The organism is Kluyvera sp. EC_51, assembly GCF_019584505.1.
Lineage (GTDB): Bacteria > Pseudomonadota > Gammaproteobacteria > Enterobacterales > Enterobacteriaceae > Kluyvera > Kluyvera sichuanensis.
Genome location: NZ_VDAG01000010.1, coordinates 128,592 through 142,313, shown reverse-complemented (window position 1 = coordinate 142,313; position 13,722 = coordinate 128,592). Strand labels below are relative to the sequence as shown.

The 13,722-nt window shown below is 60.3% G+C and carries 15 protein-coding genes; 1 reads left to right on the top strand and 14 read right to left on the bottom strand.

The features are described 5' to 3' along the window. Positions 1-187 precede the first annotated feature (187 nt). From catA to FHC49_RS04165, 14 genes are all read right to left on the bottom strand, one after another. The gene (gene catA / locus FHC49_RS04230) at positions 188-1,114 is read right to left on the bottom strand and encodes a catechol 1,2-dioxygenase (protein WP_220438878.1); all 927 of its coding nucleotides are present in this window, start codon (positions 1,112-1,114) and stop codon (positions 188-190) included. A 35-nt stretch (positions 1,115-1,149) separates the two neighbouring features. After that, positions 1,150-1,428: a muconolactone Delta-isomerase gene (gene catC, locus FHC49_RS04225; protein WP_220438876.1), complete on the bottom strand. Its 279-nt coding sequence runs from the start codon at positions 1,426-1,428 to the stop codon at positions 1,150-1,152. A 12-nt stretch (positions 1,429-1,440) separates the two neighbouring features. Beyond that, positions 1,441-2,553, bottom strand: a complete 1,113-nt coding sequence (locus FHC49_RS04220) for a muconate/chloromuconate family cycloisomerase (protein ID WP_220438874.1) — start codon at positions 2,551-2,553, stop codon at positions 1,441-1,443. Beyond that, positions 2,540-3,883 carry an MFS transporter gene (locus FHC49_RS04215; protein WP_255581092.1) on the bottom strand — a complete coding sequence of 448 codons (1,344 nt, stop codon included), beginning with the start codon at positions 3,881-3,883 and terminating at the stop codon, positions 2,540-2,542. The genes FHC49_RS04220 and FHC49_RS04215 overlap by 14 nt, the downstream gene beginning before the upstream one ends. Positions 3,884-3,903: 20 nt before the next feature. Continuing rightward, positions 3,904-4,398, bottom strand: a complete 495-nt coding sequence (locus FHC49_RS04210) for a flavin reductase (protein WP_185667702.1) — start codon at positions 4,396-4,398, stop codon at positions 3,904-3,906. Positions 4,399-4,408: 10 nt separating this feature from the next. Continuing rightward, complete coding sequence (locus FHC49_RS04205; protein WP_220438872.1) at positions 4,409-5,341, bottom strand: PDR/VanB family oxidoreductase; 933 nt, start codon at positions 5,339-5,341, stop codon at positions 4,409-4,411. Between the two features lie 10 nt (positions 5,342-5,351). Next, the gene (locus FHC49_RS04200) at positions 5,352-6,092 is read right to left on the bottom strand and encodes an SDR family NAD(P)-dependent oxidoreductase (protein WP_220438871.1); all 741 of its coding nucleotides are present in this window, start codon (positions 6,090-6,092) and stop codon (positions 5,352-5,354) included. Between the two features lie 10 nt (positions 6,093-6,102). Next, positions 6,103-6,585 (bottom strand): aromatic-ring-hydroxylating dioxygenase subunit beta, encoded by a 483-nt coding sequence (locus FHC49_RS04195; RefSeq protein ID WP_220438869.1) that lies wholly within the window; start codon positions 6,583-6,585, stop codon positions 6,103-6,105. After that, entirely contained in the window at positions 6,586-7,896 is a 1,311-nt protein-coding gene (locus FHC49_RS04190; RefSeq protein WP_220438867.1) for a Rieske 2Fe-2S domain-containing protein, read from the bottom strand. It abuts the gene before it with no gap. Next, on the bottom strand, positions 7,886-8,440 hold the full coding sequence (locus tag FHC49_RS04185) for a nuclear transport factor 2 family protein (protein WP_223883184.1): 555 nt from the start codon (positions 8,438-8,440) through the stop codon (positions 7,886-7,888). The genes FHC49_RS04190 and FHC49_RS04185 overlap by 11 nt, the downstream gene beginning before the upstream one ends. 8 nt (positions 8,441-8,448) lie before the next feature. After that, complete coding sequence (locus tag FHC49_RS04180; protein ID WP_220438866.1) at positions 8,449-8,808, bottom strand: IacB protein; 360 nt, start codon at positions 8,806-8,808, stop codon at positions 8,449-8,451. A 22-nt stretch (positions 8,809-8,830) separates the two neighbouring features. After that, a complete protein-coding gene (locus FHC49_RS04175) occupies positions 8,831-9,958 on the bottom strand; it encodes an acyl-CoA dehydrogenase family protein (protein WP_185667697.1) in 1,128 nt (375 codons plus the stop codon). Between the two features lie 100 nt (positions 9,959-10,058). Beyond that, a complete protein-coding gene (locus tag FHC49_RS04170; RefSeq protein ID WP_220438864.1) occupies positions 10,059-11,183 on the bottom strand; it encodes an amidase in 1,125 nt (374 codons plus the stop codon). 334 nt (positions 11,184-11,517) lie between these two features. Then, on the bottom strand, positions 11,518-11,979 hold the full coding sequence (locus FHC49_RS04165) for a MarR family winged helix-turn-helix transcriptional regulator (protein WP_185667695.1): 462 nt from the start codon (positions 11,977-11,979) through the stop codon (positions 11,518-11,520). A 257-nt stretch (positions 11,980-12,236) separates the two neighbouring features. Here FHC49_RS04165 and hpaX point away from each other — a divergent pair, with 257 nt between their 5' ends. After that, positions 12,237-13,649, top strand: coding sequence for a 4-hydroxyphenylacetate permease (gene hpaX, locus FHC49_RS04160; protein WP_220438862.1), 1,413 nt, complete (start codon positions 12,237-12,239; stop codon positions 13,647-13,649). Positions 13,650-13,722 lie beyond the last annotated feature (73 nt).

Sequence of the window (13,722 nt, the reverse complement as noted above, 5' to 3'; positions counted from 1 at the left end):
CGTTGCATAGGTCGGGTCTCAGTCCAGGGCATAGCGAGTCTCCTCTTCTATGCCAGTTATAACTGTTACCCATGTATCCGGTCTAAAGTGTTACCTATGTTTCCGGTTTGTACCTTCGCTCGCCCGGGCTACGAACGATTGTAGCCCGGCCAAGCGCAGCGCCGCCGGGGCGGCACCGCGCCTCAAATCACTCCATCACCCGCGCACGCTTAATGCGGCTCTCTTCGCTGGTCTCAGCGGACGCCACCAGCGCAAAGTTAAAGCGCACTTCGGTATGTGGCTGGTTGATTTTACGTTCCTGAGAAAGTGCTTCATCGGTGATTTTCACCGGGTCGGCAATCAGCTCTTCGCGGGTGGCGAAGGCAAAGTCGTCCCACAGGTAAGCATCGCCGTTGATGTTGATTTGCGTGGTCAGATGCTTATAACCCGGCGCGGACACAAAGAAGTGCACGTGGGCAGGACGATTACCGTGACGGCCTAACTGATCCAGCAGTTTCTGGGTTGGGCCATCCGGCGGGCAGCCATAGCCGCAAGGCACAATGCTCTGCACCGCGTAGCGCCCGTCAGCGCCGGTTTCCACACGGCGGCGCAGGTGGTATTCACTTTGCGACTGATCGAAGAACGAATAGCCACCCAGCGTGTTGGCATGCCAGATATCGACAATCGCGCCCGCCACCGGGTTACCTTCAAGGTCGGTCACCTGCCCGTGCAGCCACATCGGCTCGCCCTGCTCGCTGCCGTCGTCCATGCGGGCAAACTGCTTGCTCAGCGGTGCGCCCGCGACGTACAGCGGCCCTTCGATGGTGCGCGGCGTGCCCACATCGTTACCGGCGGCGGCCTCTTTTTCATCGGCGCGCATATCCAGATAGTGCTCCAGCCCTAACCCAGCCGCCAGCAGCGCCGCTTCTTTGCGCTCGCCCAGTTCGTTCAGGTAGTTCACCGCCAGCCAGAACTCTTCGTCGGTGATATCAAATTTGCGGATAGTCTGGCACAGGTCGCTCAGCACCTGATGCATGATCGCCTTAAAGCGCTCATTGCCCTGCTCGGCGTTCAGGCCGCTGCTGATGGCCAGTAAGGATTCCAGTTCGGTCTGTTTTGCGGGATTAACGGACATTGCGTATTCCTCTTCGTAGGGTAAGGTTTGTTGTTTTAATCAATGGCCGACGGGTGTCGGCATAACGGCTGCACGCTGATCTCCATATACGGATAGAGCGGCAGCGCGGTTAAGAGGTCGTGAAGCTGCTGGTTATCGGCCACGTCAAAAATACTGACGTTGGCGTACAGCCCGGCGACGCGCCAGATATGCAGCCATTTCCCCTCGCGCTGAAGCTGCTGGGAGTAGGCTTTCTCTTTGGCCTTGATCTCGTCGGCCTCGGCTTTCGGCAGCGTCGACGGGATATTGACGGTCATTTCAACTTTGAACAGCATTGGGATGTCCTTTTAGTGCCGGGCGTAATAACGCAGTTTGTCGAGGTCAATCTCCACGCCTAGCCCCGGCCCCTGCGGCAGCACAACCTGCCCCTGGCGGAAGTCGAGCGGCGTGACCACAATGTCATCTTTCAGCAGCAACGGGCCGAACATCTCGGTGCCCCACTGCATCCGTACGGTGGACCAGGCGTGAAGCGAGGCTACCGTGCCGAGCGAGCCTTCCAGCATGGTGCCGCCGTACAGCGCCACGCCCGCCGCCTCAGCGACGTGCGCCAGCTTCAGGGCCTGCGCCGGGCCGCCTGCTTTGGCAATCTTCAGCGCATAGGCGCCGCTAAAGCCGCCGTGCGCCAGCGCGTAGCCGTCATGGCTGGTTGCCACCGCTTCATCAGCGAGAATGGGGACCTCAAAGCGCTGGCTCAGGGCAATCAGCCCCTGCCGATCCCACAGCGGGGTTGGCTGCTCAACGAGATCGATACCGCCCTCCTGCAACTGACTCATGCCTTTCACCGCGGTGGTGAAATCCCACGCCTGGTTAACGTCAACGCGAACGCTGACCTCCGGCCCCAGCGCCGCTTTAATCGCCAGCGCGTGGCGAATATCGGTTTTTAGCTCCCGGGCACCAATTTTCAGCTTGAAGGTGTCGTGCCGCCCTTCCGCCAGCAGCCGTTTGCCTTCGTCAATGTCTTTGTCGGTGTCGCCACTCGCCAGCGTCCACAGCACCGGCAGACGGTCGGTTATCGCCCCGCCGAGCAGCGCGCTCACCGGCAGCCCCAGCAGCTTGCCCTGGGCATCCAGGAACGCGGTTTCCAGCGCTGACTTGGCAAAGGTATTGCCCTTCACGCTGGCGTTCATTTTGTCCGCCAGTGCCGCCACGCCGCTGAAGGTCTGGCCGCATAGCAGCGGCGACAGGTAGGTTTCAATGGCCGACCTGATGGCTTCCGGGCTTTCCGCGCCGTAGCTCAGCCCGCCGATAGTAGTGGCCTCCCCCCAGCCGACCACGCCCTGGGCGCACTGCATGCGCACGATGGTCAGGGTCTGACAGCCCATGGTGGCCATCGACAGCTTGTGTGGGCGAATGGTGGGGATATCCACCAGCCAGCAGGTCAGTGATTCAATCGTTAACATCCGTTGCTCCAGCCTTTGTAGAGTGTGTTGGGTTTGACGGCAGGCTTCGCAGGGCAATCCACGCCAGCAGCGCATAGCCGATCAACAGTAAGGAAACCGGCCAGGAGGCATCGAACGCCATCAGCAGCGCCACCGCCAGCATCGGGCCGAGGCCGCCGGAGAAGATCGATCCCACTTCGTGGCCCAGCGCCAGCCCGGAGTAGCGCACGCGCACCGGGAAGAGGTCGCTCATGATGCACGGCTGGGTGCCGATCATCGCGCCATGGCACACCGGCAGGCCGAGGAACATCGCCAGCATCACCGCGCCGTAGTTGCCGGTGGAGAGCAGCCAGAAGAACGGGAACGCCATCACCAGCAGGCCAATCACACCGATGTAGTAAACGGGCTTCAGGCCAATCTTGTCCGACAGCGCGCCCCAGAAGAGGATCGAGAAGAATTCAATCAGCATCGCCAGCGTCACCGCGCTGATGATCTCCCCGGTGCCGATGCCAATGTGCTTGGCGTAGACCACCGAGAAGGTGAAGAAAATATAGGACGCCCCGTTTTCCGGCAGCCGCAGCGCAATCGCCTGCAGCAGCGCTTTCGGGTGCTCACGCACCAGCACCAGCAGCGGGATCTTTTCGTGCTTGTCTTCCGGCTTCGCCTGGGTGAAGGCTTTGCTCTCGCGAATGTTTTTGCGGATATAGACGCCCACCAGGAAGATGACGATGCTCAGCAAGAACGGCACGCGCCAGCCCCAGCTCAGAAAATCGCGCTCTGGCAGCTGTTGGACGATGTAAAAAGCGAAGGCCGAGAGCACAAAGCCACCGGAGACGCCCATCTGGCTCCACGCGGTATAGAAACCGCGACGGGCCGCCGGGGCATTTTCGCTCAGCATCAGCACGCCACCGCCCCACTCGCCGCCGGAAGCCACGCCCTGTAAGAGACGCAGGATGATGAGCGACAGCGGTGCCCAAATGCCTATCTGCGCATAGGTCGGCAGCAGGCCGATAATAAAGGTCGTCGCCCCCATCAGCGTCAGGGTCATAATAAGCGTCATCTTGCGGCTATAGCGGTCGCCGATATGGCCGAACAGAATGCCGCCGAGCGGGCGCGCCAGAAAGCCGACCGCAAAGCCGGAAAACGCCAGCAGCGTGCCCTGCAGCGGATCACCGCCTACCGGGAAGAACAGTGGGCCAAACACCAGCGCCGCGGCGGTGCCGTAGAGAAAGAAGTCATACCATTCCAGCGCATTACCCAGTACCGACGCGATCACCAGCTTGCGCATCTGCTGCGCGTCCTGGCGGACGGTTGTTGATGTGACGGCAGTTTCAGAAACGACATTGCTCATCCGGCATTCCCCTTTTGTCTTTAGGCTTCCACGTCGCAGCCAACCGTGTGGTAGCGGCGGTTGAAATAGACCAGCCCGCGCGGCTGCTCGCTGATGCGAATCGCCTGCACCCGGCAGTAAAAGACCGAGTGGCTGCCCACTTCGTGGCAGTCATCGATCAAGCAGTCAAAGCTCGCTACCGCCGAACTGAGTACCGGTGCACCGCTGGCCATCACCTGCCAGCTGTCGTGACAGAAACGCTCTTCGGAGCGCAGGCTGGCGTTGGCAAAAATGCCGGACAGCGTCTGGTGGTCGCTCGACAGCACGTTGACGCACAGCGCGCCGTTTTGTTTGAAGTGCGCGTGGGCAAAAGAGTTGCGGTTCATGCACACCAGCAGCGTCGGCGGCTGGTCGGTCACGCTACAGACGGCAGAGGCGGTAAAGCCAAATTTGCCCGCCGGGCCGTCGGTAGTGATCACCGATACCGCGCTACCCAACTGCGCCATGGCGTTACGAAACTCGGTTTGCAGAGTCATAGGGAGATCCTCAAAGATCGATTATCAGGCGGGCGCTTTTCGCCCGGGAGCAACACAGCAGGATCTGATCGCCATCGGCCTTCTCTTCGTCGGTCAGATAGTGGTCACGATGATCCGGCTCACCTTCCAGCACGTCGGTCAGGCAACTGCCGCAGATCCCCTGTTTGCAGGAGACGCAGACCTTCAGCCCCGCCAGCGCCAGCGCTTCAACGATGGTCTGGTTTGCCGCCACCTGAACGGTGATGCCGCTGGCGGCTGCCACCACTTCAAACGGCTGGCCACCGGTGTCCACCTCGGCGCTAAAGCACTCCTGGTGGATCTGCTCCGGCGCATAGCCCTGCGCGGTGGCCTGCTCGCTCACCGCATCCATCAGCCGCGTTGGGCCGCAGACGTAGACATGGGTGCCAGCAGGCACGTCACACAGCACCGCATCAAGGTTGATTTGCTGTTCATCGCTGAAGTGCAGATGCACCTGCGGGGCGTAAGACGACGCCGTCAACTGGGCGACAAACGCGGCCTGGGCGCGGCTTCGCGCACAGTAATGCAGGCTGAAAGAACGCCCGGCCGCCAGCAGCTCTGCTGCCATCGCCAGCATCGGCGTAATACCGATACCGCCGCCAATAAGCAGGCTGTGGCTGGCCTTTTCATCCAGCGCAAACAGGTTGCGCGGCTCGCTGACCTGAATCTCATCGCCTTCCTGTAGCCGGTGAACGGCAAGTGAGCCGCCTTTGGACTGGCTGTCTTTCAGCACGCCAAGCTGGTAGTGGTGGCGCTCGCACGGGTCGCCGCACAGCGAGTACGGGCGCACCAGATCGTCGCCCAGATGCAAGTCGATATGTGCCCCGGCGGTGAACGCGGGCAGCGCCGCACCGTCAGGCTGAGCCAGCGTCAGCAGCACCACCTCGCCCTGCAACTCGCGGCGGATAACCTGTAATGTCAGCATTGATGCCTCCTTAACGCATAAACAGCCCGCCGTTAATGTCCCAGGTGGCCCCGGTGACAAACGACGAGGTTTGGGAAGCCAGCAGCGCGACGGCCTGTGCGACAAACGCCGCATCGCCAAGCTCACCTACCGGGATCATCTGTAGCAGGCCGGGCATCTTCTCTTCCGGCACCAGCGCGTGCACCGTCGGCAGGTCCATCGGCCCCGGTGCGATGGCGTTGACCGTCACGCCGGATTTCGCCAGCTCACGGGCAAAGACTTTAGTCAGCGTCAGAATGCCGCCTTTTGACGCCGCATAGTGCGCCCCGGAGGCGGTGCCGCCGTTCTGCCCGGCGAGCGACGCCAGATTGATGATGCGGCCATAGCCGCGGCGGGCAAAATAGCGCCCCATCGTCTGACAGCCGACAAAGGTGCCGCGCAGGTTGGTGGAAATCACCTGGTCAAACTCTTCGGCGGTAATCTCCATCACCGGGGTGGCGAGCGTCAGCGCGGCGTTATTGACCAGCACCTGCAGGCTGCCAAAGCGTTCGATGGTCGCCGTCAGCGCCTGGTCAAAGGCTTCCGGCTGGCGAATATCCAGCCCCAGCGCCAGCACCTTGCCTTCACCGTTATCCAGCTTTGCTGCGGCATCGGCGGCTCGGGTAGCGTCAACGTCGGTCAGCACCACCTGAAAACCTTCGGCCAGCAGGTGGGCGGCTATCACGTTGCCGAGGCCGGAGGCGGCCCCGGTGATTAATACGGTTTGCGTCATAAACGGTTCCTTACAGGATGTAGCCGATGCTGTGCAGCACATCGTCGCTGTTGACCAGGCGAATCACTTTCTGCGTGATCCGCCAGCCGTTTTCCTGCGGCTGCAGGCGCCAGGTAATGTCGGCGGCGTAGTGGCGGCTGTGGCCCTTGCGGTGCTCCCACAGCGACTGCGCGCCGCGCACCACCACTTCGTTTTCGCTGGCTTCCAGCAGGCGGAAGCGCGACAGCGTGCGCAGCGTTCTGGCGCGCGGGGTGGTGGAAATAGACTCGCCGCTATAAAGACGCTTCACGCGCTTGGCGCGCATTTCGTGATCGTCACAGGCGTAGTTGAGCGTGTTTTTAAAGTCGGTTTCGGTCGGGTCGATCGGCACCACGTACAGGCCGTCGTGCTGCCAGAGCTCCAGCCAGGCATCAAATTCGCCCTGATCCAGCAGGTCGCCTTCGAGGTTGATAACCGCGATGGCGTTAAACAGTACAGATTCAGCGGTCGTCATTTATTCCATCTCCGTCATCAATTTTTTCCACTGCTGGTAGGCCGCGCGCATGCCGGTTTCGGCGCTGACGTCGCTGCGCAGGCCGTCGTCGGTGCGGTATTCCCCGGCCAGGCCGCGGTTGAGCATGATCCACAGATCGTCTCCGGCGGTGGCCCCGCGCTGGACGCGCTCCCACGCTTCCGAGTCATCCGGCGTGCCGAAGCCCATCGGCCCCTGGAAGTGTTCGTGCAGACGCAGACGCGCCTGGTTAGCGATTTCCGGCCCGCCGTCCATGGTGATCACCGCGTGGTGAATTTCGGTTTCGTTCACCGACACCGGCTGCAATACGCGGAAGAAGGCCATCGAGCAGGCAATATTCGGGAAGATATTGAGGTTGAAACCGGAGCCACCGACCGCGCGGACGATACGGCGCACCTGATCTTCGTCGTGATCCGCTCGCAGTGCGTCGGCAAGATCGGTAAAGCGTTCAGGGATCGGCGCATCAAGATTGGCTTCCAGATCCACCAGTTCCGGGATCATCACCATCACGCTATGGCCGTTGCCGAGATCTTCGACATAGCCGCTGCCGTCAACGAAGTTGAGCATCTCTTCAGTCTGCTTATCGACCGAGCTTAAGAACGAGCGGTGCACCACCGGGAAGTGGTAGCCGTCGGTGGTGTTTTCGAGCTGAATTTTCCAGTTGCCGGGGAAGCGGAAACGGTGCGCCGGGCCGGTTTTGATCGGGTAGCCTGCGCCCTGCTTCATAAACAGATCCATCCACTTTTTCGCCGCACCGAGGAAATCCTCGAGCGGTTCAATATGATCGTTAAAGGTGGCGAAGATCATGCCCGCATACTGTTCGGTGCGCAGGGAGACCAGCCCCAGTTCGCCCTTTTCTAACTGGTCGGCATAGCTTTCCGGGTGCGGCACGCCGCGCAGGCTGCCGTCGAGCGCGTAGCCCCAGCCGTGGTACGGGCAGACAAAGCTGTTGGTTTTGCCGCTGCGGTGTTCGCAAACGGTGGCCGCACGGTGGCGGCAGCGGTTTAGCAGCGTGTGGACGGTGCCTTTACGGCCCCGCACCACAATCACCGGCTGGGTGCCGATTTCAGTGGTTTTAAAGCTGCCGGTCTCCGGGATTTCACTGGCGTGCGCTACCCAAACCCAGGTTTTGCCGAACACGCGGTCCAGCTCCAGATTGAACAGCTCTTCGGAGGTGTACAGCGAGGTGTGTACACGGTCGTGCTGTACCAACGAGGCAATCTCTTCGCGACTCGGCGCGTTCGGCGTCGTGGTATCGATATTCTTCACATTAATCAGGTGATCACACTGCATGTCCATTCTCCTGCACGTCTTCGACGGTCTGATTTTGGTCCGGCACTGGGAGGGTATCCTCGGCGTGCCAGTGGCTAACGGGTCGGCTAAACAGGTTGCGGGTGGAGAAATGGTGCATCACCATCTCCCCCGCTTCGCGCCGGAAAGTGACGTTTAATTCGGCGGCATTGAGGTGCGCGCCGCCCGCGCTGAACGCCGAGGTTTGCAGCATCAGCCAGCGGCCTTCAATCTCTCCGCCTGCTGCCATCGTCAGCGCCTCTGAGCAGAGAAAGTGCGCGTTCATGGCGAAGTGCGCGGGCTGGCGGACGTAGCCTGCCATCATCGCGATAATCGCCGCGCGTCCCTGATGACGCCCCAGGCGCGTAGCGTAGGGTTCGCCCACGCCTTCCCAACAAGCATCGACGGAAAACAGCGCGCCAATGGCCTGCACCGTATCGAGTGAATCCAGCCTGTCGCACAGGTGCATATAGTTGCTGATGCACACCCGCGCGGCCTGCTGGTCTTCGAGCTGCTGGAGACGCAGCGCATCCTGAGAGGTCATCATCTGCTCCCTTAGCCCTGGATAATCAGCTCGCGACCAACGCGGGCTTCGATTTTGCAGTACTTCCACAGCTTGCTGCCGCTGTCGCCGACCGGCGTGGTGCGGAACAGGTTGCAGACTGCCGCGACGTTTTCCAGCGCCTGCGCGTCCGCCAGCACGTAGGTGGTCCACGGTGCGGTGGTAGACGGGCCGACCATCAGTTGGTCATCGTCCATGTTGCCGATAACCGTGATCCCCGGGGTCTCTTCCATCCCTTTCATCATCACGCCAAAGGCGGCCCATACCTGTTTGGCTTCAGCCGCGCTGGCATCGAAAAAGTTCTGGTTCACGCCGATGCAAAACAGCACGCGCAGTTTGGTTGATTGGCTCATTGGTTGCTCCTTAGGTTAAAAATCACAGGTAACCGGGCATCGGTTTACCGCCGAAAAAGACCGTACCGGCATTCAGGTACGAGAGGTCGCCCATAAAGGCATGTTGGGTAATCACCATCGTGTCGCGGACGTAGCGCTGCAGCGGGCTGGTCATGGTGACGCCGCCCATACCGTTCAGCGCCAGCGCCTGGCGTGCCACTTCAGCGGCGACGCGGGTCACGTGGGTTGAGGAAAGTCGTAAGGCGTTAATCTGCGCACACTCCGCGTCATCGCCTCTGAGCAACTGCTGCCAGACGTCGTCGATGGCGTCATAGAACCAGGCGCGGGCGGAACGCAGGTCAGCCTCGCAGCGGGCAATTTGCATCTGCGCCTGCGGGCGGTCGGCCAGGCGCGGCGCGCCGGTGACCGACTGCTGACGATGGGCAATGGCGTAGATTTCGTTGAGCGCCGCGCGGGCCACACCGAGCGCCACTACCGAAAGCACCTGGGTCGCCAGAGAGAGCACCGGATAGCGGTACAACGGCCCTTCGAGGTTCAACGCGCCGCCGCGAATAAAGGTCCACTCCTGCGGCACAAAAACGTCATCCACCAGCAGGTCGTGGCTACCGGTTCCAGCAAGGCCGACGGTGTCCCATACCGGGTCAATCTGCACGCTGGCGCGAGGCAATACCGCCATGCGCGGCAGCGCCTGGTCGCCATCGGGCTGAATGCCTACCCCCAGCACCGACGCCCCCATGCTGCCGCTGGCAAAGCTCCAGCGCCCGCTGACCCGGTAGCCGCCATCGGCCTGACGCGCTTTTTGCGTCGGGAAAATCCCGCCCGCAAAGACCACGTCCGGGCCATCGCGATAGAGATCTTTTAAGGTTTCTACCGGCAGCGCGCCGAGGTAAAACGGGCTCATACCGAAGCTGGCCACCCAGCCTGCGGAACCGTCCGCGGTGGCAATCTGCTCAATCAGTTCGCAAAACTGTGCCGGGGTACACTCGTCGCCACCGTAGATTTTCGGCACCAGCGCGCGATAGACGCCCGCCTGTTTAAAACCGGTAATGATGTCGTCAGAAATATGGCGTTGATGCTCAAAATCAGTGCTGCGTGCGCTCACTTCACTCAGCAGCGGAACCAGCGATTCACGGACCTGGACGGTAGACATAGCTTTCTCCAGAAATTGATAGGCAGCCGTTCGCCGGGCGAACGAGGCCGCAATGAGTCGAACTCACTGAGTCATCAGGGAAAAGGTAAGGCGAGTAAGGTTAGCGGCGCGTTCGGGCCGTGAGCCACTCGGCGGCCTGCACCAGCAGCCCTTCAGCCCCTTTACGAGCCACCAATTGCAGCGCAATCGGTCGGCCATCAAGCGTGCCTGCTGGCAGCGTGAGCGCCGGATGTCCGCTGAGGTTAAACGGCCTCACCAGCCGGGTCAGGTTGACCACGCTGAGCGGATCTTTCGCTTCCTCAAGCGTTGGTGGCAGTTCCGGCAAGGTGGCCAGCGCCAGCAGCGGCGTGTCGGCAAGCAGCGCGTCAACGTCATCGCTAAAGCGGCGGCGCATCTGCTCGGCCTGGGACAGCGCTTCGGCGGTGACCGAGCCTCCGGCGCGAATGCGGGTGGCAACGTCCTGGGAGACGGACTCCTCCATCAGCAGCGGGCTAAAGGCCTGCCAGTTTTCATGGCTGATAATGGCGACGCCCGCGAGATGGGCATCGGTAAGCGTTGGCAGTTCGCCCTGCGCTGGCTTTACGCCCGCCTCGGCAAGGAAGCGCAGCAGCGCGGCATCGATTTCCGGCAGCGCTGCCGGGATAAAGGTGATGGCTGGCAGCGCGTCCAGCGGGGATTCGACGGCAATGTGCAGGCGGTTCAGCGCCTGACGAAGGGTATGTGCATCGCGGGTAAACAGGCCCACGCTGTCCAGCGAGCTGGCGGCGGGCATCACGCCCTGACGGCTCAGCACGCCGTAGCCCGGTTTCAGGCCGAAGATCCCGCAACAGGCCGCCGGCATGCGTACCGAGCCGCCGGTGTCGGTGCCGAGGGCAAAATCGACCTCACCCGCCGCCACCACGGCAGCCGAGCCGCTGGAGGAACCGCCGGGAATCAGCGACGGAAAGCGCGGATTGACCGGCGTGCCGCTCCAGGGATTAATGCCGGTGACGCCAAACGCCAGTTCGTGCAGCGTGGTTTTCCCCGACAGGACGCAGTCGTTGGCCAGCAGAGTGGCGACAACGCTCGCATGCTGGGCGGCAACTGGCGTATCAGCCAGCGCCGGACAACCCGCCTGGGTGCGGAAACCCGCCACGTCCAGCGTGTCTTTGACGGCAAAACTCAGGTCGCCCTCACCGAGGGTGAACCGTTCGATAAACCCATTGCTCTCACAAACTGGCCGCATGATTAACACCTTAACCAGAAAAAATGAATCATATTCAGGCACGCAGTCGATGCTGCTTTTTTGCCCTGACCGATGGTTAATCACTATGGAATATTTAGATGAAAATTCAAGTAAATTTTCACGTTAAATTTACCATGATATAACAATTCATTAACCTTTAGGTTATCAGGGTTACTCATGCAGCCTGATGAATTACATAGCAAATTTCGGCATAAGGGAGGGCGTGACCGCTGGAGTAGCCTCCAGCGGCGGTTGTCATAAAAGGGTTTATTTACAGCGAGTTATGATATTTTTCTACACCAGTCACAATTTTGTCATTGTGCCGTGCGGCGGGCTACAGTTCGTTAAGATTATCCAGCACTTTTGACAGCGTCAGGTTCATTTTCTCTACCTGGCTGGCGCTGATACCCTTAAAGCCTTTATCGAAAATCTTGCCCACCAGCGGCATGGCTTCCGCCACTTTCTGCTGGCCGGTTTCTGTTAGCATCACCACCGTCACACGGGCGTCGTGGACGCTGTTGGCGGTCGTGACCAGCCCATCGTCGCGCAGGCGGCCAACGATTTTGGTTACCGTCGGCATTTTCGCCAGCGCGTATTCGGAGATTTGCGAAATGCTCGCTTCGCCGTACTGGTGAGTAATCATCAACACGCGAAAACGGGAGACATCCAGGCCAATCTTTTTCAGGGCGACCTCTACGGTTTGGGTGTAACGCGCATAGACGTTAACAATCCAGTAGAACGGAAACTCTTCACGATGAAAGACGGCGTCTTCCGATACTTTTTTTATATGACCCATGCGTTTCCTTACCCCAAAAAACTTCAGATTTTATGATTATACGCTTTGTCTTTCCGCCCGTCCTGACCCCTTTTGGCCGCAAACCACAATGACGCGTCAATGAAAGCGACGCAGATCTCATTATGATTCACAAATGCCACACACATAACAATTACGTATCATTTTACACACGGAAAATTGACATCTTCAGCGGCTATTTTCTATACGTTAGCAGCCTGCACGGCACCCATACTAATAAACACAATGTGGAGCTTTTCATGAACGATAGCCCTTCTCTGGGACACAAACACGACGGGGAGCTTGCCACTCCGCCCCCGTCGCAGCAGCCGCTGAACCCGCGTCAGCAGGCGGTTATCAATAAGCTTTTCCGTCGGTTAATCGTGTTTTTATTCGTGCTGTTTGTCTTTTCTTACCTCGACCGCATTAACATCGGCTTTGCCGGCCTGACTATGGGCAAAGATCTGGGACTCACCAGCACCATGTTTGGTCTGGCGACAACTCTGTTTTACGTGATGTACGTGGTGTGCGGTATTCCCAGCAACGTGATGCTGACCATCGTTGGCGCTCGCCGCTGGATTGCCGTCCTGATGATTGTCTGGGGCATCGCCTCGACCGCGACCCTATTCGCCACCGGGCCAAATAGCCTGTATGCGCTGCGTATGCTGGTTGGGATCGCCGAAGCGGGTTTCCTGCCAGGCCTGCTCTACTACTTAACCTATTGGTTCCCGGCGCATTATCGCGCCCGTGCTAACGCCCTGTTTATGATTGCCATGCCGGTGACGATGGCGCTGGGGTCGCTGGCCTCCGGCTATATTCTCAACATGGACGGCATGTTGAATCTCAAGGGTTGGCAGTGGTTGTTCTTGCTGGAAGGCTTCCCGTCGGTGCTGCTCGGTCTGGTGGTCTGGTTCTGGCTTGATGATAGCCCGTCGAAGGCGAAATGGCTGACCGATGACGATAAAGCCTGCCTCGAAGAGATGATGGAAGCCGACCGCCAGAGCGCGCTGCAAACACAAAGCGCGATTCAGGCCGCGTCGGTGGGGCAAAAGAGCGTCATGCGCGAGCTGATGACGCCCACCATCATGCTCTACACGCTGGCCTACTTCTGCCTGACCAACACGCTCAGCGCCCTGAGCGTCTGGACGCCGCTGATTCTGCGCAGCTTTAACGCCGAAAGCAGTAACGTCACCATCGGCCTGCTTAGTGCCATTCCTCAGGTTTGTACCATTGTCGGGATGGTCTGGTGGAGCAAGCGCTCTGACCGCCATAACGAACGTAAACTGCATACCCTGCTGCCGTATCTGTTCGCCGCCGCAGGCTGGGTGCTGACCGCCACCAGCCCTTATCCGCCGCTACAGTTTACCGGTATTGTGATGGCGTCGATGGGGGCGTTTGCCGCGATGGTGATTTTCTGGACCACGCCGGACAGAGCGCTGTCGCTGCGCGCCCGTGCGCTGGGCATTGCGGTGATTAACGGCACCGGGATGACCGGCGCGGCGCTGGGGCCACTGCTGATGGGGCTGATGAAGGATGTGACCGGCAGCTTTAACGCGGGGATCTATATGGTCGCCGGGTTCCTGGTGCTGGGCGCGGTGATTATCGCGTTTATTCCGATGAAGGCGACGCAGCGGCAGTCCGATACGGTCGGTGCCGCCCCGGAGTCGGCGTAAACGCCTCGTCCGGGCTACCAGAGAACATCACGTAGTCCGGACGAGCGAAGCGACGCCGGGACAGGCTCGTCCA